The organism is Streptomyces sp. NPDC051020 (genome assembly GCF_040683105.1).
Classification (GTDB): Bacteria; Actinomycetota; Actinomycetes; order Streptomycetales; family Streptomycetaceae; genus Streptomyces.
In genome coordinates this window covers 1-25338 of the sequence record NZ_JBFBCG010000092.1, presented here as the reverse complement: position 1 = coordinate 25338, position 25338 = coordinate 1, and the positions used below count along the sequence as shown (strand labels likewise).

Annotated in this window: 19 protein-coding genes and 2 pseudogenes; 7 read left to right on the top strand and 14 right to left on the bottom strand. The window is 69.2% G+C overall.

Annotated elements, in window-relative coordinates:
- Positions 1 to 163: 163 nt before the first annotated feature.
- Entirely contained in the window at positions 164 to 2284 is a 2121-nt protein-coding gene (locus tag AB0N06_RS32590; RefSeq protein ID WP_366138297.1) for a DNA topoisomerase IV subunit B, read from the bottom strand.
- A 439-nt stretch (positions 2285 to 2723) separates the two neighbouring features.
- Here AB0N06_RS32590 and AB0N06_RS32585 point away from each other — a divergent pair, with 439 nt between their 5' ends.
- Complete coding sequence (locus AB0N06_RS32585) at positions 2724 to 2957, top strand: hypothetical protein (protein ID WP_037701300.1); 234 nt, start codon at positions 2724 to 2726, stop codon at positions 2955 to 2957.
- A gap of 107 nt (positions 2958 to 3064) precedes the next feature.
- Here AB0N06_RS32585 and AB0N06_RS32580 read toward each other — a convergent pair whose 3' ends face one another.
- The 6 genes from AB0N06_RS32580 to AB0N06_RS32555 all read right to left on the bottom strand — a co-directional run bounded on the left by AB0N06_RS32580 (position 3065) and on the right by AB0N06_RS32555 (position 11235).
- A complete protein-coding gene (locus AB0N06_RS32580) occupies positions 3065 to 3895 on the bottom strand; it encodes a serine protease (RefSeq protein ID WP_366138296.1) in 831 nt (276 codons plus the stop codon).
- 128 nt (positions 3896 to 4023) lie between these two features.
- Positions 4024 to 5574 (bottom strand): RNA polymerase sigma factor, encoded by a 1551-nt coding sequence (locus tag AB0N06_RS32575; protein ID WP_366138295.1) that lies wholly within the window; start codon positions 5572 to 5574, stop codon positions 4024 to 4026.
- A gap of 325 nt (positions 5575 to 5899) precedes the next feature.
- Positions 5900 to 6787 (bottom strand): FadR/GntR family transcriptional regulator, encoded by an 888-nt coding sequence (locus AB0N06_RS32570; RefSeq protein ID WP_366138294.1) that lies wholly within the window; start codon positions 6785 to 6787, stop codon positions 5900 to 5902.
- Between the two features lie 160 nt (positions 6788 to 6947).
- Positions 6948 to 8774 (bottom strand): ATP-binding cassette domain-containing protein, encoded by a 1827-nt coding sequence (locus AB0N06_RS32565; protein WP_366138293.1) that lies wholly within the window; start codon positions 8772 to 8774, stop codon positions 6948 to 6950.
- 112 nt (positions 8775 to 8886) lie between these two features.
- Positions 8887 to 9651, bottom strand: a complete 765-nt coding sequence (locus AB0N06_RS32560) for an NUDIX domain-containing protein (protein WP_366138292.1) — start codon at positions 9649 to 9651, stop codon at positions 8887 to 8889.
- A 285-nt stretch (positions 9652 to 9936) separates the two neighbouring features.
- The gene (locus AB0N06_RS32555; protein WP_366138291.1) at positions 9937 to 11235 is read right to left on the bottom strand and encodes a DUF4192 domain-containing protein; all 1299 of its coding nucleotides are present in this window, start codon (positions 11233 to 11235) and stop codon (positions 9937 to 9939) included.
- 537 nt (positions 11236 to 11772) lie between these two features.
- On the opposite strand from AB0N06_RS32555, the gene AB0N06_RS32550 reads away from it, so the two are divergent.
- The 3 genes from AB0N06_RS32550 (at position 11773) to AB0N06_RS32540 (ending at position 15268) form a co-directional block, all read left to right on the top strand.
- Positions 11773 to 13224, top strand: coding sequence for an APC family permease (locus tag AB0N06_RS32550; protein ID WP_366138299.1), 1452 nt, complete (start codon positions 11773 to 11775; stop codon positions 13222 to 13224).
- Between the two features lie 248 nt (positions 13225 to 13472).
- Complete coding sequence (locus AB0N06_RS32545) at positions 13473 to 13844, top strand: hypothetical protein (protein WP_366138298.1); 372 nt, start codon at positions 13473 to 13475, stop codon at positions 13842 to 13844.
- Positions 13841 to 15268: an amidase gene (locus tag AB0N06_RS32540; RefSeq protein WP_366138290.1), complete on the top strand. Its 1428-nt coding sequence runs from the start codon at positions 13841 to 13843 to the stop codon at positions 15266 to 15268. The genes AB0N06_RS32545 and AB0N06_RS32540 overlap by 4 nt, the downstream gene beginning before the upstream one ends.
- A gap of 250 nt (positions 15269 to 15518) precedes the next feature.
- Here the strand turns inward: AB0N06_RS32540 and AB0N06_RS32535 are convergent, their stop codons facing one another.
- On the bottom strand, positions 15519 to 17678 hold the full coding sequence (locus tag AB0N06_RS32535; RefSeq protein WP_366138289.1) for a RecQ family ATP-dependent DNA helicase: 2160 nt from the start codon (positions 17676 to 17678) through the stop codon (positions 15519 to 15521).
- A 165-nt stretch (positions 17679 to 17843) separates the two neighbouring features.
- Between AB0N06_RS32535 and AB0N06_RS32530 the strand changes: the two are divergent.
- Both AB0N06_RS32530 and AB0N06_RS32525 read left to right on the top strand, forming a co-directional pair.
- Positions 17844 to 18106 (top strand): annotated as a pseudogene (locus AB0N06_RS32530) (hypothetical protein); the annotation flags it as partial.
- Positions 18107 to 18387: 281 nt separating this feature from the next.
- Positions 18388 to 19026 (top strand): hypothetical protein, encoded by a 639-nt coding sequence (locus AB0N06_RS32525; RefSeq protein WP_366138288.1) that lies wholly within the window; start codon positions 18388 to 18390, stop codon positions 19024 to 19026.
- Positions 19027 to 19092: 66 nt separating this feature from the next.
- Here the strand turns inward: AB0N06_RS32525 and AB0N06_RS32520 are convergent, their stop codons facing one another.
- From AB0N06_RS32520 to AB0N06_RS32510, 3 genes are all read right to left on the bottom strand, one after another.
- A complete protein-coding gene (locus AB0N06_RS32520; RefSeq protein WP_366138287.1) occupies positions 19093 to 19713 on the bottom strand; it encodes a hypothetical protein in 621 nt (206 codons plus the stop codon).
- A 60-nt stretch (positions 19714 to 19773) separates the two neighbouring features.
- Positions 19774 to 20484 (bottom strand): ribonuclease HII, encoded by a 711-nt coding sequence (locus tag AB0N06_RS32515; protein WP_366138286.1) that lies wholly within the window; start codon positions 20482 to 20484, stop codon positions 19774 to 19776.
- Positions 20485 to 20601: 117 nt separating this feature from the next.
- The gene (locus AB0N06_RS32510) at positions 20602 to 20913 is read right to left on the bottom strand and encodes a TetR-like C-terminal domain-containing protein (RefSeq protein WP_366138285.1); all 312 of its coding nucleotides are present in this window, start codon (positions 20911 to 20913) and stop codon (positions 20602 to 20604) included.
- 20 nt (positions 20914 to 20933) lie between these two features.
- Between AB0N06_RS32510 and AB0N06_RS32505 the strand changes: the two are divergent.
- A pseudogene (locus AB0N06_RS32505) lies at positions 20934 to 21310 on the top strand (MFS transporter); the annotation flags it as partial.
- A gap of 189 nt (positions 21311 to 21499) precedes the next feature.
- On the opposite strand, the gene AB0N06_RS32500 reads toward AB0N06_RS32505, so the two are convergent.
- From AB0N06_RS32500 to AB0N06_RS32490, 3 genes are all read right to left on the bottom strand, one after another.
- A complete protein-coding gene (locus tag AB0N06_RS32500; RefSeq protein WP_366138284.1) occupies positions 21500 to 23251 on the bottom strand; it encodes a DUF4153 domain-containing protein in 1752 nt (583 codons plus the stop codon).
- Positions 23252 to 23435: 184 nt separating this feature from the next.
- Positions 23436 to 24347 carry an ADP-ribosylglycohydrolase family protein gene (locus tag AB0N06_RS32495; RefSeq protein WP_366138283.1) on the bottom strand — a complete coding sequence of 304 codons (912 nt, stop codon included), beginning with the start codon at positions 24345 to 24347 and terminating at the stop codon, positions 23436 to 23438.
- A 12-nt stretch (positions 24348 to 24359) separates the two neighbouring features.
- On the bottom strand, positions 24360 to 25019 hold the full coding sequence (locus tag AB0N06_RS32490) for a histidine phosphatase family protein (protein WP_366138282.1): 660 nt from the start codon (positions 25017 to 25019) through the stop codon (positions 24360 to 24362).
- Positions 25020 to 25338: the final 319 nt, after the last annotated feature.

Here is a 25338-nt window from a genome sequence, read left to right as displayed (position 1 = left end):
CTCCCCGAACCAGGCACCCGGCAGCCACCAACAGCCACCGGGCACTCAGCCATGCCCACACCCACCCTGACCTGCTGCTATTTACGCGTCAGAGGATCGGCTCAGGGATTGATCGCGGGTGGAGACGCCGTCTCCACCCGCGGGTGGAGACGGCGTCTGCCGGTCACGCGTCGATGCGCGAGCGGTCCAGTGTGGCCGCCGAGCTGGTGATGAATTCCTTGCGGGGCGCGACCTCGTTGCCCATCAGCAGATCGAAGACCTGCTCGGAGGATTCGAGGTCGCCGATGTTGATCCGCCGCAGCGTGCGGTGGCGCGGGTCCATCGTGGTCTCGGCCAGCTGGTCGGCGTCCATCTCACCCAGCCCCTTGTACCGCTGGATCGAGTCCTTGTACCGGACGTTCTTGCGCCGCAGCTCCAGCAGTGTCTGGCGCAGCTCGCCGTCGGAGTACGTGTAGATGTACTTGTCCTGGCCCTTCTTCGGCTGGACCAACTCGATCCGGTGGAGCGGGGGCACGGCGGCGAAGACGCGTCCCGCCTCGACCATGGGCCGCATGTACCGCTGGAAGAGCGTGAGCAGCAGGATGCGGATGTGCGCGCCGTCGACATCGGCGTCCACCAGGAGGACGATCTTGCCGTAGCGGGCGGCGTCGATGTCGAAGGTCCGTCCGGACCCGGCCCCTATGACCTGGATGATCGCGCCGCACTCGGCGTTCTTCAGCATGTCCGAGACGGACGCCTTCTGGACATTGAGGATCTTGCCCCGGATCGGCAGCAGCGCTTGGAACTCACTGTTCCGGGCGAGCTTGGCCGTGCCGAGCGCGGAGTCCCCTTCCACGATGAAGAGCTCGCTGCGGTCCACGTCGTCGCTGCGGCAGTCCGCGAGCTTGGCGGGCAGCGAGGAGGACTCCAGCGCCGTCTTGCGACGCTGCGCGTCCTTGTGCTGCCGGGCCGCGATGCGCGTGCGCGCGGCCGCGACCGCCTTGTCCAGGACCGCCCTGGCCTGCGCCTTGGCATCACGCTTGGTGGAGGTCAGGAATGCCTTGAGCTCCTTGGCGACGACATTGGCGACGATCCGGTTGGCCGCCGAGGTGCCGAGGACCTCCTTGGTCTGGCCCTCGAACTGCGGCTCCGCCAGCCGCACGGTGACGACTGCGGTGAGGCCCTCCAGGGCGTCGTCCTTGACGATGTCGTCCTCGGCGACCCGCAGGAGCTTCGCGGAGCGGAGCACCTCGTTGACCGTCTTGGTCACGGAGCGTTCGAACCCGGTCACGTGTGTGCCGCCCTTGGGGGTGGCAATGATGTTGACGAAGGACTTGAGATTGGTGTCGTATCCCGTGCCCCAGCGCATGGCGATGTCGACGGCCAGCTCACGCGTGACCTCGGTCGCCGTCATGTGCCCGCGCTCGTCCAGGACCGGCACGGTCTCCTTGAAGGTGCCGTGCCCGGTCAACCGCAGCACATCGCAGACGGCCTTGTCCTGGGCGAGGTAGTCGCAGAATTCACTGATTCCGCCGTCGAAGCGGAACGTCTCCTCGGTCTTGCCCTCGCCGTCGAGACCGCGTTCGTCGCGCACGACGATGGTGAGTCCGGGGACGAGGAATGCCGTCTGCCGGGCCCGCTGGTGGAGCGTCTCCAGACTGAGTTTGGCGTCCTTGAGGAAGATCTGCCGGTCGGCCCAGTAGCGCACCCTGGTGCCGGTGCGCGTCTTCGGGACTCGCTTCCCCTTGCGGAGGCCGTTGCCTGGGTCGAACGGGCTGTCCGGCCCCTGCTCGGTGAAGATGCCCGGCACCCCGCGCCGGAAGCTGATCGAGTGGGTCGCGCTGTTGCGGTCGACCTCGACGTCGAGGCGGGCCGAGAGCGCGTTGACCACGGAGGCTCCCACACCGTGCAGACCACCGGACGCGGCGTACGAGCCGCCGCCGAACTTGCCGCCGGCGTGCAGCTTGGTCATGACGACTTCGACCCCGGACAGTCCGGTCTTGGGCTCCACGTCGACGGGGATGCCCCGGCCGTTGTCCCGGACCTCGACGGAGTTGTCCTCGTGGAGGATGACCTCGATGTGGTCGCAGTAACCGCCGAGGGCCTCGTCGACGGAGTTGTCGATGATCTCCCAGAGGCAGTGCATGAGGCCACGGCTGTCGGTCGACCCGATGTACATCCCGGGGCGCTTGCGAACCGCCTCAAGCCCCTCAAGTACGAGAAGGTGCCGCGCGGTGTAGTTGGAGCCGTCTCGGTCTGCTCCGGTCAGCAGCGCAGTGGACGGCACGGACGTATCGGCGGTCACGCGGTTCGCTCCTCGCTGAATTTCATTTGGGGTCCAGGTGGGTAATGGGCTCGGCTTCGGTTGCCGCTGAGAGCGTACCGAGGCCTGGTAGAGCGGTTGTACCGCCGCCCTCGGGGAATGCTCACACTAGACCAGCCTCGCATACGCGTTCGATCCCTCGTGGGAGTGACGCGCACATCACGTTCCCTTCGAGGCATGAACCATTTAGGCTCCGGGCACGTCCTCATGAACAAACCGGCAAGCCGGCCGGACGGACCGACCGACCCATACAAGCAACGCGAAACCGTAGCGCTACGCAATACGGCACATTCGCCGCGAACCGGCAACAGACAGCCATCTTGAGAAGAAGTTTCGAAGAAAAGCCACGAGCGGGAACGTTTTCGGCCTGGTTGGATGTTGACCCTGGTACGACAGCTCGTCGAGCTAGAGAAGAGGCGACGTGACTACTGTTCTGACCCCCGCGAGCCCGCTGACCGCAGCAGACCGCTGTGACCGTTGCGGCGCCCAGGCATATCTGCGCGTCGTCCTGATCAGCGGCGGTGAACTGCTCTTCTGCGCCCACCACGGTCGCAAGTTCGAGCCGGAACTCAAGAAGATCGCCGCGGAGATACAGGATGAGACGGACCGACTGACGGCCGTGCAGGCCAATGCCGTCGAAGAGGAACAACACTGACACCTCGCATCCACGACGAGCCAGGGTCCGGCTCCGTACCGGCCGACGGGCGGCTCCCCCACCGAGGGGGGAACCGCCCGTTCTCGTAACCTACGGAGCGACGCCGGTCAGCTACTGGCTGCCATCCAGCCCGCCGCTGCGGAGATCCTCGTGTAGACGCCGGGGCTGCCCACGACCCCACAGCCATTCCCCCAGGACACCAGGCCGATGAGCCGCCCACCGGCCACCAGCGGCCCTCCGCTGTCCCCCTGGCATGCATCGTGCCCACCCTGCAGTTCGCCCGCGCAGAGCATCGTCGAGGCCTCGTACGCGGCGCCTCTGCTGCCCGGGTAGGCCCGTCGGCACGTGCTGTCCGGCAGAACCCTCACCTGGGCGGAGCGGAGCGACGTCACGTAGTCGCCGTTCCCGGAAACGTCCCCCCAGCCGTAGACAAGGGCTGCGCTACCCGGCTCATCGGCCCGGTCACCGGCTGTGGCCATCGGGATCACGCTCTCCCCGGGGAGCGCGTCGGCCAGCGTGAGCACCGCCAGATCGCCGGAGTTGGTGGTGCGGTCGTACCCCGGGTTGATCCATGTCTCCTTGACCGCGACCTCCCGGCCGCCGGAGCCGGTCAGCTCATCCCGCCCGGCAATGAGCCGCAGGTCGCGCACCTGACCCACATCAGTGCCGAGCGCCTGCCGGCTCAGACAGTGGGCGGCGGTCAGCACCTTCGTCGGCGCTACCAGCACGGCACCGCAGAACTGGCCCGCACGGGTACCTCCGAACCGGTCACGGCTGGACAGCGCCACGACCCACGGGCTGTCCTTGACATGTGCCGGCTGCCCACCGATGACGATGCTGTCGGCAGCCGCCGGAACCGGGGACCCGAGAGGTATCACAGCTGCCGCGGCAACCAGGGCGAGTGGCCCGGTCATGGCGCGGACGACGGTACGGGACATGCGCACTCCTGACTCTGCGGTGGATCATGCCCACTCAGAGTCATCCACCATGTCGGCAACCGCACCCGCACATGCGCCGAGGGCCCGGTTCCTCGGAACCGGGCCCTCGGTCGGCCTACTCCCGCGACTCAGTCGAGGTAGTCGCGCAGCACCTGCGAACGCGACGGGTGACGCAGCTTCGACATGGTCTTCGACTCGATCTGACGGATGCGCTCACGCGTCACGCCGTAGACCTTGCCGATCTCGTCGAGGGTCTTCGGCTGACCGTCGGTGAGGCCGAAGCGCATCGAGACCACGCCGGCCTCGCGCTCGGAGAGGGTGTCGAGCACCGAGTGCAGCTGCTCCTGGAGGAGCGTGAAGCTGACCGCGTCGGCCGGGACGACCGCCTCGGAGTCCTCGATCAGGTCACCGAACTCACTGTCCCCGTCCTCACCCAGCGGCGTATGGAGGGAGATCGGCTCACGACCGTACTTCTGGACCTCGATGACCTTCTCGGGGGTCATGTCGAGCTCCTTGGCCAGCTCCTCCGGGGTGGGCTCACGGCCCAGGTCCTGGAGCATCTGACGCTGCACACGCGCAAGCTTGTTGATGACCTCGACCATGTGCACCGGGATACGGATGGTGCGGGCCTGGTCGGCCATGGCGCGGGTGATCGCCTGACGGATCCACCAGGTGGCGTACGTGGAGAACTTGTAGCCCTTGGTGTAGTCGAACTTCTCGACCGCGCGGATCAGACCGAGGTTGCCTTCCTGGATCAGGTCCAGGAAGAGCATGCCGCGGCCGGTGTAACGCTTGGCCAGCGAGACCACGAGGCGGAGGTTGGCCTCCAGCAGGTGGTTCTTGGCGCGGCGCCCGTCCTCGGCGATGATCTCCAGCTCGCGCTTGAGCTTCGGCGCGAGCTTGTCGGAGTTCGCCAGCTTGTCCTCGGCGAACAGGCCCGCTTCGATGCGCTTGGCGAGCTCGACCTCCTGCTCGGCGTTGAGGAGCGGAACCTTGCCGATCTGCTTCAGGTAGTCCTTGACCGGGTCGGCCGTGGCGCCTGCGACGGCGACCTGCTGCGCGGGCGCGTCGTCCTCGTCGTCGTCGGAGAGGACGAATCCCTTGTTCTCGCCCTCGCCCTCCTCCTCGTCGCCCTTGCCGACCTGTACTTCCTCGACAGCCTCGTCCCCGTCGAGAAGCTCGTCGGCGTCCTTCTTACCGGCCTTCTTCGTTGCAGTCTTCTTGGCCACCGTCTTCTTCACGGCGGTCTTCTTGGCAGCTGCCTTCTTGGCTGCCGCCTTCTTCGCAGGGCTGGCCGCGGCAGCGTCGTCGGCCACCACGTCCACGGTCTCGGCCGACGTGGCGGCGGTGGCCGCGACGGTCCTCGTCACTGTCGTCTTGGCCGCGACAGTCTTGGTGGCGGTGCGCTTGACCGGGCTCTTCGCTGCGACGCTCTTGCGGGCGCGCTTCGGCGACTCCGCGGCACTGACCATCAGCGTCACACCCTCTTCCTCGAGGATCTGGTTGAGGCTGCGCAGAACATTCTTCCACTGGGTTGGCGGAATCTGGTCAGCCTCGAAGGCCCGACGCACGTCATCGCCGGCGATCTGCCCATCAGCCTTTCCCCGCTCGATGAGCGCCATCACAGACTCGGACTCGGCGATCTCCGGCGGGAGCGTACGGGATGTGCTGGCCGACACGAACAACCTCTCGGAACGATGGAAAACGGCTTCCGGCCCGGCCCAGGAGAGGGCTGGAACCGACGACCGTCGGGCTGGGAATGTACCGACGGCGCGGGTTTGGCCTCAGAACTGCACAGCGCCCTCAATGGCTGCTGTATTCCTTCCGCGGCGGTCACCTCTTAAGTCATCGCACCGCCTCAAAGAGTGTTACGCCCAATCCGCGTGGCCCGAGTCACACCCCATTTACGGCGAACGCGACCAAGAGCGACATCTTTCAACAATTGAGCCGCCGGACCGCGACGGTCCGGCGACACATGGTTCGTACACCCTGGCCGTACCGCGGTCAGTGCTCGCGCGGCGCCGGCACCACCCGCTCCACCTCGGGGTGGACGACGAGCAATTGACGCATGGCCGCCTCGGCACCCGCCGCGTCGCCGGTCGCGAGGGCGTCGACGATCCGGACGTGGTGGCCGAGGGACGCCTCGCCGGGGCGGTCACAGCCGGTGACCGGACCACCCGAGACCTGGAGGGCGGCGGAGACGATGCCGGAGAGATGTTCGAGCATGCGGTTGCCGGCGGCCTGGATCAGCAGGGAATGAAATTCGGCGTCGGCCCGCGAGTAAGTGATCACGTCGCCCTGCGCGAGCGCGTGCCCCATGATCTCGATCATGTCGCCGAGCCGCTGCTGAAGGTCCTCCCGGCCGTGACCGGCGGCGAGGCGAGCGGCGAGCGGCTCGATCGTCCAGCGGAGCTCACCCAGCTCACGACGCTGGTCGTCGCGCTGCGGACCGAAGGCTCGCCATTCGATGATGTCGGGATCCAGCAGATTCCAGTCGCTGACCGGACGGACCCGGGTACCCACATTGGGCCGGGCACTGACCAGGCCCTTGGCCTCAAGAACACGCAGAGACTCACGTACAACGGTGCGGGAGACCTCGAAACGCTGGCCGATCTCCTCCGGCACGAGCGGGCGGTCGGCACCCAGATCACCGGAGACGATCATCTGACCGAGCTGCTGAACGAGCTGTCCGTGGAGGCCACGGCCGCGGCTGGCCGAACCCCGCCGGCCCGCTCGCCCCAGCTCTGCATCGGTGCCGTCCCACGAACGGATGGCGGCGCGCTCGCCGGCCGGCGCCTCCGTATAGGGGTAGCGGTCGAGTTCACCCGAGCCGGCGAGGCCGGAATCGACGGAGCGGGCGGCGGTCATCATGGTGTGCGCAAGGGTACTCACGCATCCTTTGTCGGCGCGGCTCGCCCGCCCCTTGAGGTCTTTGGTGAAAAGCACACGAAAGGGTGATCGGCGCCCACCTCCCAATTGACGCCTTATCTGCATAAAACGGGCACCCTTACGGGAATTGCAGACCTCGTGACGGGGCAGCCGCGCTCCGTGATCACCAACGGACCCTGCCGCGAAGGCTGGTGAACACATACGCGCAGATGAGGACCGAGAGCAACAGCGCCAGCGCAGCCCCCACGGGGTGCACGACCACGCGCACCCCCGCCATCACCCAGGAGTCCATCCCGTCCGGCCACTGCAGCCAAGCCAGTTCGTGGAGCCTGCCGGGAAGCTCGAGTACCGAGTGGCCGGCCGGCCCCGACAGCACTCTTCGGACAAGCGGAACGACGAGAGCGGGCACAGCGAGCACTGCGGCGACCCCGGCGGCGGCCACTCGGAAGATTCCGGCGGCCAGCAGACCCGCCCACGCGCAGCCCACGTTCAGGCCCACCCAACTCGCTGCGAGAAAAGCCGTATTCGGCGGAACGCTGACCACGTCGCCTCCGTACACGAGACGGAGTGCCTCGGCGGAGGCCGCCACAACGATCAGAGCGAGGAGCAGCGCGACACCCGCGGAGACCGCCAGCTTGGCCAGGAGCAGACCGAGGCGGCGGGGGACGGTGCCGCGGCCCACCGCAGGCGCGGGGTAGCGGAACTCGTCGCCGAAGGAGAGCGCGCCGAGCAGTCCGGCACCGGCAGCAGCAGGCGGCAGGGGCAGTGCCGTGGGCCAAGCTGCGAGCAGGTTCGGCAGCGGGGCATGGCCGGTGCGGGCGAGAAAAACGGAGAGTCCGACCGAGACGACCAGAACGGCCGCCATGATCAACGTCGTTGTCCTGACCCCGAAGAGACGGCGCAGCTCGTAGCGGAGCGGCCGGTGCGGACCACGAGCCGGCCGCCGGCGGATCGACGGCGCGCGTTCCGGACCCGGGACGGGCGATGCCGTTGGCGGCACAGCTTCCGACTCGGAGGCAGTCGGCTCCGGTTGCGCCGGCGCCACCTCCGGGCCCGACGCGGGTGTCGCCCGCCCCGGCGATGCGGCCTCCGCTTCGGACGCGATGGCCGTCGCGGGGCCGCTGTCGGCGATCTCGTCGGCGAGTTGGTGAACGGGAACACCGTGACGGAATGCCGTGTCGCCGATCTCCGCACACGTGCTGCCGTACACCGAGAGGCGGCTGCCCGTTTCGGTGACCACCTCAACGGAACGCCGGCCCGCGCGCGCCTCACGGCTCACGACTGCGGCGAGCCGTGCGGCGTGCGGAGTCCGGACTACGACGCGGGGGCGCAGACGGGTACGCGAGAAGTCGATGACGTTCTGGTCGGAGACCAGCCGTCCGGCGTCGACGGTGACCACATGGTCGGCCGCCCGCGCCGCTTCCTTGGGGTCACAGGTGGTGTAGAGGACCGTTCCTCCCTGCGCGGCATGGGCACGCAGGAACCCGTGCAACCAAGCCTTCTCGCGTGGCGAGAGACCCTCTCCGGGATCGTCGAGGATCAGCGCATGGGGGTCTCCGAGCAGCGCCGACGCGAGGCCCAGCCTGCGGTCCATGCCGAGCGAGAGCGCTCCGATGCGCTGGTCGCCGAGCCCGGCGAGGCCGACGGTGTCGAGCAGTTCGTCGGCCCGGGAGGCGGGTACCCCTGCTGCGGCACTGAGCATGCGGAGCTGGCCACGGACGGTGCGGACGGGATGACCGGGCACGTCCCCGAGGAGCACTCCCACTTCACGGGCGGGATGCGGGATGCGGTGCAGCGGCCTGCCACGGAAGTAGGTGACACCGCGACCCGCATCGATTTCGAGCATCAGACGGAGGGCTGTGGTCTTGCCGGAACCGGGGGCGCCGAGGAGTGCCGTGACGCGGCCGGGTCCGGCTTCGAAGGTGAGGTCGTCCACGGCGGGCGGACGGCCGCGGTGGGGAGCGCTGGTGAGTCCGATGGCCTGAAGCATCGCTTCTCTCGCGGGAGGTGAGACCGCTCGGCGGCAGGGCGAATACCGCAGCACGATAACCCGACATATCGGACTTTTAGTGCACCATCAGTCCTGCGGGCGTTCCGCCAGGTCAGACCTCGGGCCTCAGCATCGGCGGGTTGAGCACGGTGGCCGCACCGGCCCGGAACAGCTGGGCGGGGCGCCCGCCCTGGCGGGTGGTCGTTCCGCCGGCAGGCACCAGAAAGCCGGGGGTGCCCGTCACCTTGCGATGGAAGTTCCGTGGGTCCAGAACCACCCCCCAGACCGCTTCGTACACCCGACGCAGTTCTCCGACCGTGAACGCAGGAGGACAGAAAGCGGTGGCCAGCGAGGAGTACTCGATCTTGGAACGGGCCCGCTCGACGCCGTCGGCGAGGATCTGCGCATGATCGAAGGCGAGCGGGGCGTGCTGTTCACCCTCGCGACTGAAACCGCCCTCCGGCCCGAGCAGATCCTCGACGGGTGCCCATCGTGCACTGTTCGCGTCGCCGCCCGCGCGGGGAGCGGGCAGGTCGGGGGCGAGTGCGAGGTGAGCCACGCTGACGACCCGCATCCGGGGGTCGCGCCTGGGGTCGCCGTAGGTGGCGAGCTGTTCGAGATGGGCACCGTTGCCGACTGCCGGGGCCACCGGGTCCTGCGCGCACAGTCCGGTCTCCTCGACGAGCTCACGCGCCGCAGCAGCTCCGAGGTCCTCATCGGCTCTGACGAAGCCACCGGGAAGTGCCCACCTGCCCTGGAACGGGGACTCGCCGCGGCGAACCACCAGCGCACAGAGCGCATGACGGCGCACGGTGAGCACAACCAGGTCGACGGTGACAGCGAACGGCGGAAAGGTCGACGGGTCGTAGGGCGGCATGCCGTGATCATAGTCGTCTGCCTGACGATAAACACTCCCTTCGTCATGATCTTCATCCAGCCCGGCCCCGGAAACTGGTCGGCTCGCCGCCCGCGCGATGAGGGTCGTTCTCCGGGCACGCCACGGCAGCACCCCGGAGGCCATTGTGTTCCGGTGCGCAGAAGCTGCGCACCGGCGGCTCTCCCTCGTCGCTCTTGTCGGTCTCGCTGCCTGCGCCCGCTCAACTCGATGCTCTGCGCCGCGCCCCCGCTCCCCTGCCCGACACCGGGCGATCGGGATCCATGGTCATCGGCCGCCCCGTGCCCCGCCGTGACCGTGGGCCCGCGGCTCACGGTCACGGCGTCGGGCGACCGCCCTTGGCCGGGCCTGGCCGGGCTGCGTCTTGTTCCGCCTCACCGCCGACGGGCGTACCGTGCGAGGCCGGACGACTCGCTCGGCACGATGATGACCGCGCTCCTTCTGCTCGCTGCTCTCCCCGCGCAGGCAGCGGCGCAGAGCCTCCGGATCGAGTCCTTCGTTGCACGCCTGATGGAGCAGTTGCGCGAAGGTGTAGTCGGGGTCCACCCGGAGGGCCAGCCCCAGTGCGACCCGGGCGCCCGGCTCGTCGCCTGTCGACCAGGAGACCCAGCCTGCCAGGGTGAGCGGCGCAGCAGCGTGCTCCTCGTACGGTCCGACGCAACGGCGTGAAAGCGCCTGCCACAGGCGCAGGGCGGATTGGGCTTCGGGCCCCTCCATCCACTCCGCGGCCTTGTCCCGGGTCTCCCGGTCCTGGAGGCCGAGGATCACCGCGGCGGCCTCGTCATTGCTGATCAGCGAGTCGTCCTGGCCGTCGGCCGCAGAGGGCGCGGTCGCCGGCGCCTCCCGGAGGCGTTTCATCAGGACGCGCGCGAGCCCGAGGGTCTCGCGAGCCACTTCCTTGCGTCCCTCCTCGTCGAGGATCCTCGGCACCAGTGCAGCCCCGGCCGAGTCGAGGGCCCTCGGTTGCTCTGCCGCGGCCGGGGTCTCCAGAGGCGCCAGTCTGGCTTCCATCTCCCTCAGAGATCCCCGGACCTGAATACCCGCGTAAGCGGCGGCGGCCGCCATCACCGAAGTGCCCGGCAGGGACAAGCCGTTGCCCTCACTCGGGCAACAGCGCCCGTCCGGACAGCAGTAGGACCAGTAGCGTCCGCCGGAGATGCAGAGCGCTTCGAGGACGGGTACATCGAGAGCCCCGCAGGCCGTGCGCAGACGCTGGGCCAGCGGCCGCAGCCGCTCCATCGTCTGGCCCGGGGTCTCCCCGTCGGCAGGATCCTGGCAGAGGAATACGACGATCGCATCAGGGTGCTCACCGCGTCGCTCGCTCCCCTTGACCAGGCACTCGGCGAGCTGCTCGGCGACGTGCGGCCATTCCTGCGGCGACTGCGGAATTCCGAGCCTGAGCCGCCCGCCGAAGCGGCCCCGGCCGCCGTGCAGAGCGACCATGACCACGCTGTCGTTCGGATAGAAGCCCATGAGATACGGCAGGGCATCGGCGAGTTCGGCGGGCCCGCGCAGAGTGATCCGCTGCTCGTCGGCCGGTCCGGTGGATTCGTTGTGCTTGTTCATTGCATGACCGTCCCGCAGGCAGCAGAAGTCCGCGACCCCCTGTGGATAAGTTGTCCACAGGGACGCGGGGTCGTTCGCCGTTTGTCGTAGCCATCGGGTTGCATGGGGGCACGACCAACGCACACCGCGCAGAGGCCAGGGCTTCCACCGATTCCGTATTGGCCCGACTCGTCGGGGACACCACCAGCACTGCCCGGCTGCGCGACGACCAGTGGCGGGCCATCGAGGCGCTCTCGCGGACAAGCGCAGAGCGCTGGTCGTCCAGCTGGAACGAGGGTGGAGCTGGTGCCCCGTTCGGACAGCACTGTGCCCTGCTTCGTCGGCCTTCTGCACCTCGCTGCGGCTCCGGAACCACACGTTCAGTCATGACCCGAGGCTTATGACAACGCGATTGACGTGTGAAGGGGTCAACGGTTTCATGGCCTGCCATCCGAGCTCTCCGGCCACCCTCCCCCGAGAAGGCGGCGATCGTTGGTGATACCCGTGAAGAATGCAAGCACCACGCCAAGAGGAAGCGCCCAGGCCCCCCAGGCCGCGATGCGGAAGTCCATAGGCGTCGTCGACAGCATCGTTCTCGCCGCGTCGAGCACTGCGGCCACCAGCAGTATCGGCATCGGACTCGGTCTGATGGCGAGCATCGTCGGCCTGCACCTACCGGCGATCATGCTGTTGGCCTTCCTGCCCGTGCTCGGCATAGCCGGCGGATACGGGCGGCTCAACCGTGTCGAACCCAACGCCGGCAGCAGCTACAAGTGGGTCGGCAGCATCTTCAGCCCCTGGCTGGGCTTCCTGACCGGATGGGTCAACGTCGTCGGCACCATCGTGTTCATGGCCTACACCACCACGGTGACCGGCTCGGCGATCATCCAGCTCCTCGGACAGGCCACCGTCCACAGCGTCGCCGGCCTCTCCCTCGATCCGGACTCCACCCTCCAGTCCACGCTCCTCGGCATGGCCGTCCTGGTCGCCGCCGCGCTGGTAGCCGTCCGCGGGCTCGACCTCGCGGCCCGTCTCCAGAAGTACCTGCTGATCTTCGAGTACGGCGTGCTGCTCGCCTTCTGCGTCTACGGCCTGTTCGCCGGGGACCAGCCGTTCTCACTCCAGTGGTACAACCCCTTCGACATCCCCTCAGCCGAAGCCCTCGCCCAGGGCATGGTGCTCGCGGTCTTCTGCTACTGGGGCTTCGAGTCGGTCTTCAGCGTCGGCGAAGAGGTCAGTGACCCGCGGGACGCCTCCCGCGGCGGGTTCATCGCCCTGACCGTCATGCTGCTCCTCTTCCTGCTGGCCGGCACCGCCTTCCAGCGGGTCCTGCCGCTGGACGAACTGGCCGACAACGGCGCGCAAGGGCTCGCCTACTTCGGCATGAAGCTCGCCGAGCAGCCGCTGGCCGCACTGCCGCTCATCGCCCTCATGTTTTCCGCGGTAGCGTCGCTGCAGGCCGCAGTCATCCCCACCGCCCGCGGGATGTACGCGATGGGCCGCGACGGCGTCCTCGGCTCCGTCTGGACGCGCCTCCACCCCAAGCACGGGACCCCCGCCGTCGGCACCCTGCTGATCACCGCGATCGCCCTGGCCCTCGCCGCGATGGCGCTGGTCATCCCCACCGTCAATGACTTGATCTTCGCCGCCGTCAACGCGATCGGCATCGTCGTCGCCCTCTACTACGCCCTCACCGCCGTGGCCGCCGCGGTGCGCTTCCGCCACCTGCTGCGCACCTCACCACTGGAGGCCCAGCGCGCGGTCGTCGCACCGGTGCTGGGCGCGCTCGCGCTGCTCGCCACCGGCGGCTACCTCGCCTGGACCTTCTATCGCTCCACCGATCACTTCGAAGTCTCCGCCGACAACGGCTGGTTCGCACTGCTCGTCCCGGTGCTGATGATCGGATCCGGCCTGCTGGCCGCCGCGTGGGCCCGCTGGCACCGCCGGTCGCCCTATTTCATCCGTACCCGCGACGCCGCCGCTGACAGCGAACCGATCAGCGCCGGCTGACCAGTGCCCTGTCGGCGCAAGGCACGGACCGCCGACCCATCGTTCCCTTCAGCGGCCCGCTCACGCACCGCTGACCCATCAGGAGCACCTCCTTTGGCCAAGGCCGATCGGGTCTTCACCCAAGGCCCCGTGCACATCGGGGACCCCGCCCGCACCCGGGCGGGCAGCCTCACCGTCACCGAGGAACGGATCTCGGCCGTCGGGCATGACGAGGTACGGGGGCCGATCGGGCCGACGGCCGGGTCTTCCTGCCCGAACAGCGGCTCGGCCTCGCCACCGCGGTCGCGTCCTACACGGCGGGTCCGGCCCACGCCAACGGCACGGAAGACGCCGGCACCCTGCGGCCGAGCCACCTCGCCGACCCGGTGGTCCTCGGCCGGGACACGTTCACCGCCCGGTCGAGGAGATCCACACAGCCCGAGTTCTGCGGACCTGCGTGGGGTGAGCGCTCGTGCACTCCGCCTCCCGGCCGACGCACCCTCGGAGCGCGGCTCCACCCGTGGATTCGCCAACGCGCTCGCCGGCATCGGGCGCGACGAGGGCATCGGCTTCCTCCATATCCGAAGGCCATCGCGCGCCCACCCGACTCATCTGATTCATCGCAAAGGACCCTCACATGACCGACCTCACCGACATCGCCTATCTGCCGGCCACCGAGGCCCTGCGCCGTTTCCGTGACCGCTCGCTGTCACCGGTCGAGCTGATGACCGCGGTCATCGCGCGCGCCGAAACCGTCGAGCCGAAGGTCAACGCTCTTGCCGAGCGGACCTTCGAGGAGGCGCTCGACGCCGCCCGCGAGGCCGAAGCTCGGTACGGGGGCAAGGGCGAGGCACCCCGCGCGCTGGAGGGTCTCGCCGTCGCCACGAAGGAGGAGCAGCCCATCGCGGGCCGCCGCATCACGGACGGCTCCCTGGCGTACCAGGACGAGATCGCCGAGCAGACGCACCCGGTGATCGAGCGGGTCCAGGCTGCCGGCGGCATCGTGCACGCCCGGACCACGACCCCGGAGTTCAGTTGCGCGGGGTACACGCAGTCACGGCTGTGGGGCGTCACCCGCAACCCATGGAACCTGGAGTTCACTCCGGGCGGCTCCTCGGGCGGCGCAGGCGCCGCGCTCGCGGCAGGTGAGGCAACGCTCGCGACCGGTTCCGACATCGGCGGCTCGATCCGCATCCCGGCTTCGTACACGGGCACGGTCGGCTTCAAGCCGCCGTACGGGCGCGTGCCGGCGATGACGCCGTTCAACCTCGACACGTACTGCCACGACGGTCCGATGGCGCGCACCGTCGGAGACTGCGCCCTGCTGGAGAACGTCATCGCGGGGCCCCACCCGTTGGACGCGGTCTCGCTGCGGCCGAAGCTCGTCCTCCCCGAGCGGTTCGAGGGCGCCGAAGGCCTGCGGGTGGCGCTTTCGGTCACCCTCGGGGACTGGCCGGTCGAACCCGAGGTCGAGGCCAACACCCGCGCGGTCGCGGAGGCGCTGCGCGCGGCCGGAGCCATTGTCGAGGAGGTGGAGGTCCCCATCATGCGGGCGGACGTGATGCGGGCAGCGATGATCCACTTCGGCTCCATCTTCGGCCCCTACATCGCGTCGGTCGCCGCCGAGCACGGCGACCAGCTCACCACGTACGCGCTCGACTTCGCCCGGCGGGCCTCCGAGGCCGTCCGCGAGCCCGGCAGCTTTCTCCAGGGCCTTGAGACCGAGGCTGCGGTGCAGACAACGCTCGGCGCCCTGCTCGACCGCTACGACGTCCTGCTGTGCCCGACGAGCGCCATCCCAGCGCTCAAGGCGGACGACGACTACCTCTCGACCAAGGTTGTGATCAACGGCGTCGAGCTGGACTTCTATCTGGAATCCGCAATGACCACGGTGTTCAACATCGCCAGCCGCTGCCCGGTGCTGAGCGTGCCGTCCGGTTTCGCCTCGACCGGAGTACCGACGGGAGTACAGGTCGTCGGACGCACCTACGACGACGCCACGGTGTTCCGCGCCGCAGCAGCGATCGAGGCCGTCCGCCCCTGGAACAGCGTCCCGGTCCTCTGACGTGACGTCTGCCACCGGTGCGGGACGCCGGCCTGTTGAGGCCACGGGCTCGACCAGGACCGGAGCATCGCCTGAAGCAACAAGCTGATGAAAGACCAGAAAGGGCCTCCGGCACAGATCGGAGGCCCTTCCGGAGGTACAGCCGGTAGCGGCGGACGAGTCGGACAGTACGCCGGGTACAGGACCGACCCTGGCGTGGCCCACAACCGTTCATGGCAACGAGTTGGTGGCATGAACGGAACAGGCGACGTCAGCCCGCTGCGGCAAGGACCAGCGGCAGGATCTGTTCGCTGCCTGCCTGGCGGAGCAGGCGGGCAGCGACTGCGAGGGTCCAGCCGGAGTCGGTGTAGTCGTCCACGAGCAGGATGGGGCCGGGAGAGCCGGCCAGGGCATCGGCCAGGTCCGCAGGCACGGTGAAGGCGCCGGACAGCGTTCTGAGGCGTTGGGCGGAGTTGCTGCGGCGTGCCGCGTGCGCGCCGCTCGGCCCGGTGTGCGTCAACGTCCCCAGGAAGGGGAGGCGGCCGATGGACGCGATTCCTTCAGCGAGGGAGCCGACCAGTTGAGGCCGGGCCAAGGACGGTACAGCGACCACTCCTACCGGCCGGGCAGAGGCGTCCGGGACGTTCGGCGCCCAGCCCCCCGGGGAGCGCGCCCAGTCGGCGAGGACCGCCACCGCGGCCCGCAGGACATCGTCGGGGACCCGTCCATCGGGCGCGCTCTCCGCCAGCAGCGGGCGCAGTCGGTTGCCCCAGCCGATGTCCGAGAGCCGGCCCAGGGCACGCCCGGTGGAGCACTGTTCCTTGGCCGGGATGCGCCCCTTGAGGTCGATGCCCAGTGCGGGCATCCCCGTCGGCCACATCCGGCGCGGCTCAACCTCCACCCCAGGGCGGTCCAGTTCCTTCGTCGCCCCCGTCAGCGTCTCCATCGAGACAGAGGGATCGGCCCAGGCGCCCGCGCAGTTGTCGCAGCGGCCACAGGTGGCAGCCCCTTCGTCGTCCAACTGCTGGCGCAGAAACTCCATCCGGCACTGGGATGTGCTCGCATAGTCGCGCATGGCCTGCTGCTCGGCCGCCCGCTGCTTGGCAACCCACGCGTAGCGTTCAGCCTCGTACACCCACTCGGCTCCCGTGGCCGTCCAGCCGCCCTTCACCCGCTTGACCGCGCCGTCGACATCCAGCACCTTCAACATCGACTCCAGCCGGCTGCGCCGAAGGTCCACCGCCGCCTCCAGGGCCGGCACGGACAGCGGCCGCCCCGCACCGGCGAGGGCCGAGAGTGTCTGACGAACCTGCGCCTCGGGAGGGAAGGCGGTGTCGGCGAAGTAGCGCCAGATGGCCTCGTCCTCCTTGCCCGGCAGCAGCAGCACATCGGCGTGGGCCACACCGCGGCCTGCACGCCCCACCTGCTGGTAGTAGGCGATCGGCGAGGAGGGCGAACCCATGTGCACCACGAACCCCAGGTCCGGCTTGTCGTAGCCCATGCCCAGCGCCGAGGTCGCGACCAGTGCCTTCACTCGGTTCTCCTGCAGGTCGACCTCGGCCTGCAGCCGGTCGGCGTTCTCCGTCTTCCCCGTGTACGAGGCCACGCGGAAGCCGCGCTGCCGCAGAAAGGCGGTGGCCTCCTCGGCCGCGGCGACAGTGAGGGTGTAGATGATCCCCGAGCCCTGCAGGTCGTCCAGATGCTCAGCAAGCCAGGCCAGGCGGTGCGCGGCATCCGGCAGCTGCACCACACCCAGCCGAAGGCTTTCCCTCTCCAGCGGGCCGCGGAGCACCAGGGCCTCGCCGGCACCGGTGCCCATCTGTTCGGCCACGTCCGCGGTCACGCGCGCGTTGGCGGTCGCCGTCGTGGCGAGCACCGGCACGCCTGCGGGCAGCTCGGCCAGCATCGCCCGCAGCCGCCGGTAGTCGGGCCGGAAGTCGTGGCCCCAGTCGGAAATACAGTGCGCCTCGTCGACCACCAGCAGACCAGTCGTGGCCGCAAGCTTCGGCAGCACTTGATCGCGAAAATCAACAGAATTCAGACGTTCCGGGCTTACCAGGAGAACGTCGGTCTCGCCGCGCTCCACCTCCCCGTAGATCGCCTCCCACTCTTCCGAATTGGCCGAGTTGATGGTGCGCGCGTGGATACCGGCCCGCGCCGCCGACTCGACCTGGTTACGCATCAGCGCCAGCAGCGGCGAGATGATCACCGTGGGACCCGAGCCACGACGCCGCAGTAGAGCGGTGGCCACGAAGTACACCGCCGACTTCCCCCAGCCGGTGCGCTGCACCACCAGCGCCCGCCGGCGCTCCTCCACAAGAGCCGCCACTGCCTGCCACTGGTCCTCCCGCAGCTGCGCCGAACCCCTCGGGGCACCGACCAGCTCAGCGAGGATGGCATCCGCTTCAGTACGCAGCTCCAGGTTGTCCATGGCCCCCATGCAACCCGATAGCACTGACAATCAGCGAATCCACCCAACGTGGCAAAAGACTTACGCAGGGTGCGTCTGCCACGCACGGATCGGGGGCGTTCAGGGCCGAGCACTCGGCCCTGAACGCCCCCGACCGCCGCATTTACGCAGGTCAGGGCTCCAAATCTGCTCGTGGTCGACGAGGCGCATCACATCTCCGACGGGGGACACGACTTCCGGCCCGACTACCGACGGCTGCGGACCACGCTCGCCGATCTGCCCGTCCGCGCTCGGCATGGGATTCGACAAACCCGGCCTCGGCTTCGTCGTGCACCTCGGTTCTCCCTCCTCACTCATCGCCTGCTACCAGACAGGCGGGCCGCGCGGGCCGGGGCGTCGAGCGCGCCGAGGTACTGCTGCTCCCGGGCAAGGAGGACGAGGCGATCTGGGCAGAGCGGCTGATGCGCAAGGCCGGTACTGAGGGGGTGTTTCCGCTGGTCCTCGCCGTTCAGGCGTGACAGGGGCGTCATCCGTCCACGGTTTGGGCAGGGATATCCGTGTCATTCCGGCCGATTTCCATCAGCCGCGCCAATTGCTCGTTGCCGCCCGCCGATACGCCAGGAAGAATTGAGCTCGCTCCCCGCAGCCTTTCGCGGCCCGTAAGGGCTGTGCCGCGGTGCGCCCCACCCAACCCTGCCCGCACCGTGGGCGCGTATGCGAAGGGAGGATCGTGACCTTCGGATTCGCTCCGTCCGCAGCCACTTCGATGTCGGCGTCCTCGGTGTCCGCCGACTCCGCCAACCGCCTTGCCAGAATGCTCGAACCAGCCGAGTGGGCCGCCGCGGGCATACCGTTGCTGCGCAGCCCACGCGAGGTGGTCAGCGGTCTGCATACCCGGCACCGGCCGACCCCGCAGACCGCTGTCGTCGCCGTACTCGACCATGAGGAACGCCTCACGGCCAGCGCCTCGTTCGCCCGTCGCTCCGTCTCCGCGGACGGCTGGGAGTTCCGGAACGCACTGCTGGCGCATTTGCGCCGGGTCATCCCGCACGATCTGCGTCGCCGCACTCCCGTCCGCACCGCGGTGCTGCTCTACTGCCGCGAGGGTGACGAGCGGTGGACGGAGGAGGACGGGGCGTGGATGTGGGGTCTGCGGGATGCCTGCACGCTGCACGGCCTGCGGTGCGGCGCGTACATCACGCTGACGCGTGGCGGGTGGCAGGTGCTGGGCGAGGGCCGGGGCGGACGTCGGCCCAACTCCATATCGACGCCTGCGGCTCTCGCCGACACCATTGCCGAGCATGATCCGTTCCCGCTGCGCACCGGCGGCGGTGCGGCGGAGGCACTGCGACGTACCGCGGCCCGCTGACCCGGGTCGTGGGCCCGGCCGCCCCGTCGGGCAGCCGGGTCACCACGGCCGTGCGCGTCGTTCGGCTCAGACGCCGGCGCCGAGCACGGCGTTGATCCGCTGCGGGTCACCGCAGACGACCAGCAAGGCTCCGGCACGCTCCCTCGCGAGAGGCAGCACGCGGGCAGTGGCGTCATCGACGTCACCGTTGACCGCGACGATCACCACGGGGCGGGCCTTCAGCCGGTCCGCGGCCACGGCACCGGCGAAGAAGACGTCGTCGCTCGCATCGTGCTGGGCCCAGTAGGCGGCTTCTCCGAAGGAGAGTTCGTGCACCGCCCAAGGGTGCTGCTCACCGGTGGTGAGCACCAGGATGTCGCCCGGTGCGCGTCCGGAGTCGAGCAGCAGATCGACGGCCTCGTCGGCGGCGTCGAGCGCACTGCCGGCCGAGGCCGGGATCAGCTGGAACTGCGGCGCGGAACGAGTCTCCGACCGGGCCGCCTGAGGCTGACCGGAGGTGGGGTGCGGGCGCTGCGCCGGGGGCGCGGGCCTCGCGGGGCCAGGACCCGGACGACCGGGGCGCGGCGTGGCCGCGGAACGCGGGCCGGGTACGGGACGGGGGGTCGGCGCGGTGCGGCCTGCGGCCGGAGTGACGCGGGGACCCTGGGCGCTCTCGTGAATCTGAGGCTCCTCGGGGATGAGAGGCATGGGTGGTTGTCTATCAAACGCCGGCGCAGAGGGCGTCGGCGGGTAGGCACAAATGCGCGATCAGAAGTCGAAGCCGAGTTGGCCCCCGCTTTCCAGTGCAGCCGCCTCGGCGGAGATGCGGATCTTCTTCAGGTGCTGCCACCTGGGCAGCGCGTCGAGGTAGGACCACGAGAGGCGGTGCAGGGACGTGGGCCCCAGCGCCTCCAGAGCGGCCCTGTGCACGGGGGACGGGTAGCCGGCGTTCGCATCGAACGCGAAGGCGGCGTACTCCCCCGATTCCGCGCCCAGTTCGGCCATCATCGTGTCCCTGTGGACCTTCGCGATCACCGAGGCGGCCGCGACCGCGATGCAGGACTGGTCGCCCTTGATGACGGTTCGGACCGTCCAGGGTTTTCCCAGGTAGTCGTGTTTGCCGTCGAGGATCACTGCGTCGGGGCGCACGGGCAGCGCTTCGAGGGCGCGTATGGCGGCGAGGCGCAGAGCCGCGGTCATCCCGAGCTCGTCGATCTCCTGCGGGGAGGCGTCACCGAGGCCGTAGGCCGTGACCCAGTCCTGGAGCAGCGGTGCCAGCTCGGCACGGCGCTTCGGGCTGATCAGCTTGGAGTCGGTGAGTCCGGCGGGGGGCTTGCGGAGGCCGGTGACAGCCGCGCACACGGTGACCGGTCCCGCCCACGCTCCGCGTCCGACCTCGTCGACACCGGCGACGGTCTTGGCACCAGCGGTAGCGCGCAGCGAGCGCTCGACGGTGTGCGTGGGTGGTTCGTACGGCATGGCGCCAGTCAGCGTACGCCGACAGAGACGCCACGAACACCCCGGGGCGCCGGACCGTCGTGCGACCCGTGGCGTCGCTCCGACGGAACCTCACGGTCCGGCTGCCGCCGGTTGCGTTCAGCTGCCGGAAGGCCGGAGTAGCGGAACCATGATCCGATCGATCGATTCGGCGATGTACGCTTCCGGCCATTCGCTGCCGCACACCTTGCTGCGGCACATCATCATCGCGAGGATCAGGTCCAGGGTCGGCTCGCTCGTCGCATCGGAACGGACTTCACCCCGCTCCACACCTCGGCTCACGACCTTCCGAAAGAGCTCGGTGGACGACTGGATCACACCTTGGAAGATCACGGCCTGGAAGCGTCCGGAGGCGCTCGAGTCGCACTCGTGAAGCACGGAAAGCAGTGCGGTTCCAGGCGGGGAGAGCATGACGTCGCGCAGCCGTCGGCCTGACCGCGGTCTCCGGGGTCGCCCAGCACGAGGCTGGCGCGGCGTCCGGACTGCTCAATGCCAGCCAGCGGGTGGGTGGTTCGCTGGGCCTCTGCATCCTGGTCACCGTCTTCGGCACAGCGATTCGCAATGAGGCGGAGAAGCAGATTCCGTCGTTCATGGCGCAGCCGACACCGGAGCAGGAGGCGACGTTCGCCACGTCGCACGAACAGCTTGCCGCACGGTGGGGCACGAAGTGCTCACCCAGGGCAATTCGACTGCCTTCACGGCAGTGGTGGCCGTCGGCCTGCTGACTGCGGTGCTGGTGATCCGGGTGCGCAAGAGCGACGTGGACGCGCTGCGCGGCAAGGTCTCCGCAGGAGGTCCTGCCGCGTAACACAGCATGAGGCGTGTCACCAAAGGAGCCCGATCAGCAGGTGTGCCGGCGAGAAAGCGCCCGTCGGCGCAGGTGACGGACGTACCGCGGAGGGTGCGTCCTGCACACCTGCCCGGATCGCCCGGTACGACTCGGACCGGGCCCCTGCACCGTGCGTGCGACGCCATGCAGGGTGGGGCGGGTAGGGGGTCAGTACGGGTCGTACGCATCGTCGCCCTCGTCACCGTTGCGCCCGCTGTCTCCTTCGCTCCCTTGCCCCCGGCAGTCCGTCAGAAGAGCATTCGCGCTCCGCTTCTCCAGAATGTCGCGTGCCCGCGCCTGACCCCAACTGGTGGCGTACCACGGCGCATCGGATGCACGGAGCGTGTGCTGGATCTCGTTGAGGGCACAGGACCGCAGCGGTTCGGGAAGCCTGTCGAGAGCCGGTACGGCGTCGGCCGAGAGTCCCCGGAGGTAGTCGATGTCGATGGTGTGATGGCTGCGGTAACGCTGCACGTTCTGTTCCGCGATCAGCCCGTCGGGCGAGATCAGACCGAACGTGAGCACGGCGGCAGCAGCGCTCGCCGCCACGGCGCGCGGCAGCATACGGGCGCCGAACACGCCCGCCGCCATGATCAGGACGAGCACCACCCCCAGCCAGAGTTCCACCGCAGCCACGGATATGCGCAGCCGGGTCAGGCCGTAGGCATCGACGTACAGGTCCATGCGCCGCAGCGCCGAGGCGACCACCACGAGAGTGAGGAGGCAGAGCGCGCCGAGGACGGTCCGTACGAGCGTGCGGTCGCGCGAGTGCCCGCGCGGTGCCCAGCGCAGCGCGAGCGCGATGACCAGGAGGGTGAGCAGGGTGGCCCACAGCAGCTGCCAGAAGCCCTGGCGGGCGTATGCGGAGTAGCTGAGATCGGTCTCGGCCATCACCCTGTCGTACCCGCCGAGCAGCACGGTGAGCTGGATGGCGATGAAGACGGCGAAGAGCAGATTCAGCACGATGAGCGGCAGCGCCCATTCCAGGCGCCCGCGGGGCTTCCCGTCGCGCACGGTGATGTCGTCCCAGCGCACCGGGGCGGCGGCGGTGTATGCGGCGGCGAGCGCGCCGACCAGACCAACCACGAACAGGAAGAACCGCCACGGGGCATCGCCCAGCGACACCTCGGGGATCAGGTTGCCGAGCACATCGGCGAACGCGGCATCCGCGCTGGCGAAGAGCGTTCCGAAGACGATGAGCAGGCCGATCGCCACCGCAGTGGAACGGAACACGACACCCCACCGGCCGCGGGAACCGGTCATTCGGTCGCGAACACCACCTGCCCCCCACCTCAGTCCCTCGGCCACGGAAGAAAGGAGACCCACCGAACCGAGGAACACGCCGAGCCAGCTGCGGCTGCCGTGCAGCGTCAGCGAGCCCAGCGCAACGGCCGACACAACGGCGAGGAAGACCGGCCAGCCCGCGTCCCTGAGCGCCGGGACCGCGAGCAGAGCAAGGCCGCCGACCGCCCAGACTGCGGACCAGGACCGGAGCCGACGGCCCGCTGCCTGCGCGGCGAAGGAGGCCGCGAGTGCGGCGGGGACTGCCACGATCAGCAGGTTCAGGCCGAGTCCGTCACCGAGCAACAACGCGCTGAGGAGCGCGGTGGCGGCGGCCGCCCAGAGTGTGGCGTTACGGATGGCGGCCGGGCGGGCCGGGCGCAGCAGCGCGAGCGTACCGGTTTTCTGCCGACTGCTCCGCCATGGGTTGGGCTGCTGCGGTTGCCACCCTTGTTGCGCGTACGCCGGAACCCTCGGCGCCTGCGGGACGGCGTCCCGGGACTCCGGCACCTCGGACGGCTCCGGTCGCTGCGTCGGCTCCCCCTCCGGCTGCGACTCCATCGCGCGGGACTGTTCCGACGTACGAGGCGGCTCGGGCGCCTCTGGCTGGACGGCTGATTCTGACGCGTGATCGGGCATGGGACCCCTCCCCACCGAGGTCCGCTCACACGGCAGCTGAAGAGTGCGAGCAGCCCGGCATCTCATTCGGCACACGCCCGTCATGGTGATCACCGAGGGCGGCGTGGCCGAAAGATTAGCCTCCTGGTGCCGCTCGCAGCCGCCCGCGGCAGGGATGTGTCAGTACCGTGACAGTCGGCCCGTCTCAGCTGCGGCCCGGGCGGGGAAGCCAGTCCGGCAGCTCTTCCGCCTGCGCCGACCAGTCGGCCGGCGGTGCACCCGCCTTGCCCGCCGCGACGACCCCACCGACGATCGCGCAGGTCGTGTCCACGTCCCCACCGGCCTGAGCGGTCACCCAGAACGCCTTCTCGAAGTCGCCGAGGCTCCGCGCCGCAGACCAGAGAGCGAACGGCACCGTGTCATGTGCACTGGTACGGCGGCCGTTGCCCAGAACCGCGGCCACGGTCCCGGCATCGCCGTAGTCGAGCATGTCGCGGGCCCGGCGGAGCCCGGCACCCACCGCGCTGCGCGGTACGAGCGCGACCACGCCGTCGAGGAGTTCCTCAGGCGTCGGTGGCCCCCCGGGTGCGGCTGCGAGCGAGGCGGCCGCCGCCACCGCCATCGCACCCACGACGGCTTCCCGGTGCTGATGCGTGGTGTACGAGGAGATCTCGGCCTGGTGCGTGGCCTGCTCGGGGTCGTCCGCGTACCAGGCGCCGAGGGGTGCGATGCGCATCGCTGAACCGTTGCCCCAGGAGCCCTGACCGTTGAAAAGCGCCGACGCCAGCTCGCGCCAGTCGCCGCCCTCCCGGATCAGTCGGAGCATCCGGTTCACGGCGGGGCCGTATCCCCGGTCGAAGTCGTGGTGGTCGGCGAAGGAGTGGGCGAGCGCGTCCTGGTCGATACGGTCGTGCCCGACGAGCACGGCCAGGACCGAGCAGGCCATCTCCGTGTCATCGGTCCATTGCCAGGGTCCGGGCGGCAAGGTGCGCTGTTTCAGGAGCGGATAGTTGACGGGCACAAAGAACTGGGATCCCAGGGCGTCTCCCACAGCCAGCCCGCGCAGGCTGGCCAGGGCGCGCTCGAAGCGTGAGGCGGTAGCGGAGTCAGCGGTCATCGCCCTTCCACTCTATCCGGTGATGCCGTAGGGCTCAGGGGTGCGCCACCGCTCGAACGGCCGGTCAAGGGTGTAGCGCCCGTCCGCGCCGAGCATCAGCGTCCGCTTCTCCCCGTTGCCGGGATTGGACAGTGACTCGAATTCGGCCACCGTCCAGTGGAACCAGCGCATGCAGAACAACCGCATCGTCAATCCATGGGTGACCAGCAGAACGTTGGGCGGATGGTCGGGGGCTTCGAAGCTCCGGTGCAGACTCTCCAGAAATGCTCCGACCCGGTCGTACACATCGGCGCCGGACTCCCCCTGCGCGAAGCGGTAGAAGAAGTGCCCATAGGCATCCCGGTACGCCTTCTGCAGTCTTACGTCCTCGCGGTCCTGCCAGTTTCCCCAGTCCTGTTCACGCAGCCGTGGCTCCTCCCGCACCCGCACCCGCTCCAGGTCGAGGCCGAAGGACCTGAAGGTCTCGTGCGTGCGGCGGTAGGGCGAGACGTACACGCTGACCTGCTCCGTGCCGAAGAGTTCGCGCAGCTGGGCCCCCGTCTCCCTGGCCTGCCGCAAGCCCGTCGCGGTGAGCCGCAATGCATGGTCGGGCTCACGCTCATACACCGTGTCATCGACATTGCCCTCGGACTCGCCGTGCCGGACGAGGACAATGCGCTGCGGTTGCGCCATGTATAGACCCTAGATCGGTTCCAGCTCAGTCGAGCAGCAGATCCGCGGGCCGGGCCGGCAGGCGGGCGGACGTGAGCCGCCTGCGCTGCCCACGGAGAGCGATCCGCCGGGTACCCGCAGGTCCTGGGCCCGGAACAGCCCGTTGCCGGAGACATCGCCGACCGGCACGCCGTTCAGTACCCGCCGCACCGCGGCAGGCCCTGGCTGTTCACTAGTGCCGCGACCGGCAAGGTTTGCCCCTTCCTCATCCCCGGCACCGGAGCCCAGGCACCCGTCGTCCAGACACCCCTACGCCCAGACCCCCGCCCTTTGATGGGGC

Bases quoted from the DNA above. Each gene is read 5' to 3' on its own strand.
- AB0N06_RS32580 (WP_366138296.1), bottom strand. From the start codon at position 3,895: ATGTCCCGTACCGTCGTCCGCGCCATGACCGGGCCACTCGCCCTGGTT.
- AB0N06_RS32565 (WP_366138293.1), bottom strand. From the start codon at position 8,774: ATGCTTCAGGCCATCGGACTCACCAGCGCTCCCCACCGCGGCCGTCCG.
- AB0N06_RS32560 (WP_366138292.1), bottom strand. From the start codon at position 9,651: ATGCCGCCCTACGACCCGTCGACCTTTCCGCCGTTCGCTGTCACCGTC.
- AB0N06_RS32555 (WP_366138291.1), bottom strand. From the start codon at position 11,235: ATGAACAAGCACAACGAATCCACCGGACCGGCCGACGAGCAGCGGATC.
- AB0N06_RS32550 (WP_366138299.1), top strand. From the start codon at position 11,773: ATGCGGAAGTCCATAGGCGTCGTCGACAGCATCGTTCTCGCCGCGTCG.
- AB0N06_RS32540 (WP_366138290.1), top strand. From the start codon at position 13,841: ATGACCGACCTCACCGACATCGCCTATCTGCCGGCCACCGAGGCCCTG.
- AB0N06_RS32535 (WP_366138289.1), bottom strand. From the start codon at position 17,678: ATGGACAACCTGGAGCTGCGTACTGAAGCGGATGCCATCCTCGCTGAG.
- AB0N06_RS32520 (WP_366138287.1), bottom strand. From the start codon at position 19,713: ATGCCTCTCATCCCCGAGGAGCCTCAGATTCACGAGAGCGCCCAGGGT.
- AB0N06_RS32515 (WP_366138286.1), bottom strand. From the start codon at position 20,484: ATGCCGTACGAACCACCCACGCACACCGTCGAGCGCTCGCTGCGCGCT.
- AB0N06_RS32510 (WP_366138285.1), bottom strand. From the start codon at position 20,913: ATGCTCTCCCCGCCTGGAACCGCACTGCTTTCCGTGCTTCACGAGTGC.
- AB0N06_RS32500 (WP_366138284.1), bottom strand. From the start codon at position 23,251: ATGCCCGATCACGCGTCAGAATCAGCCGTCCAGCCAGAGGCGCCCGAG.
- AB0N06_RS32495 (WP_366138283.1), bottom strand. From the start codon at position 24,347: ATGACCGCTGACTCCGCTACCGCCTCACGCTTCGAGCGCGCCCTGGCC.
- AB0N06_RS32490 (WP_366138282.1), bottom strand. From the start codon at position 25,019: ATGGCGCAACCGCAGCGCATTGTCCTCGTCCGGCACGGCGAGTCCGAG.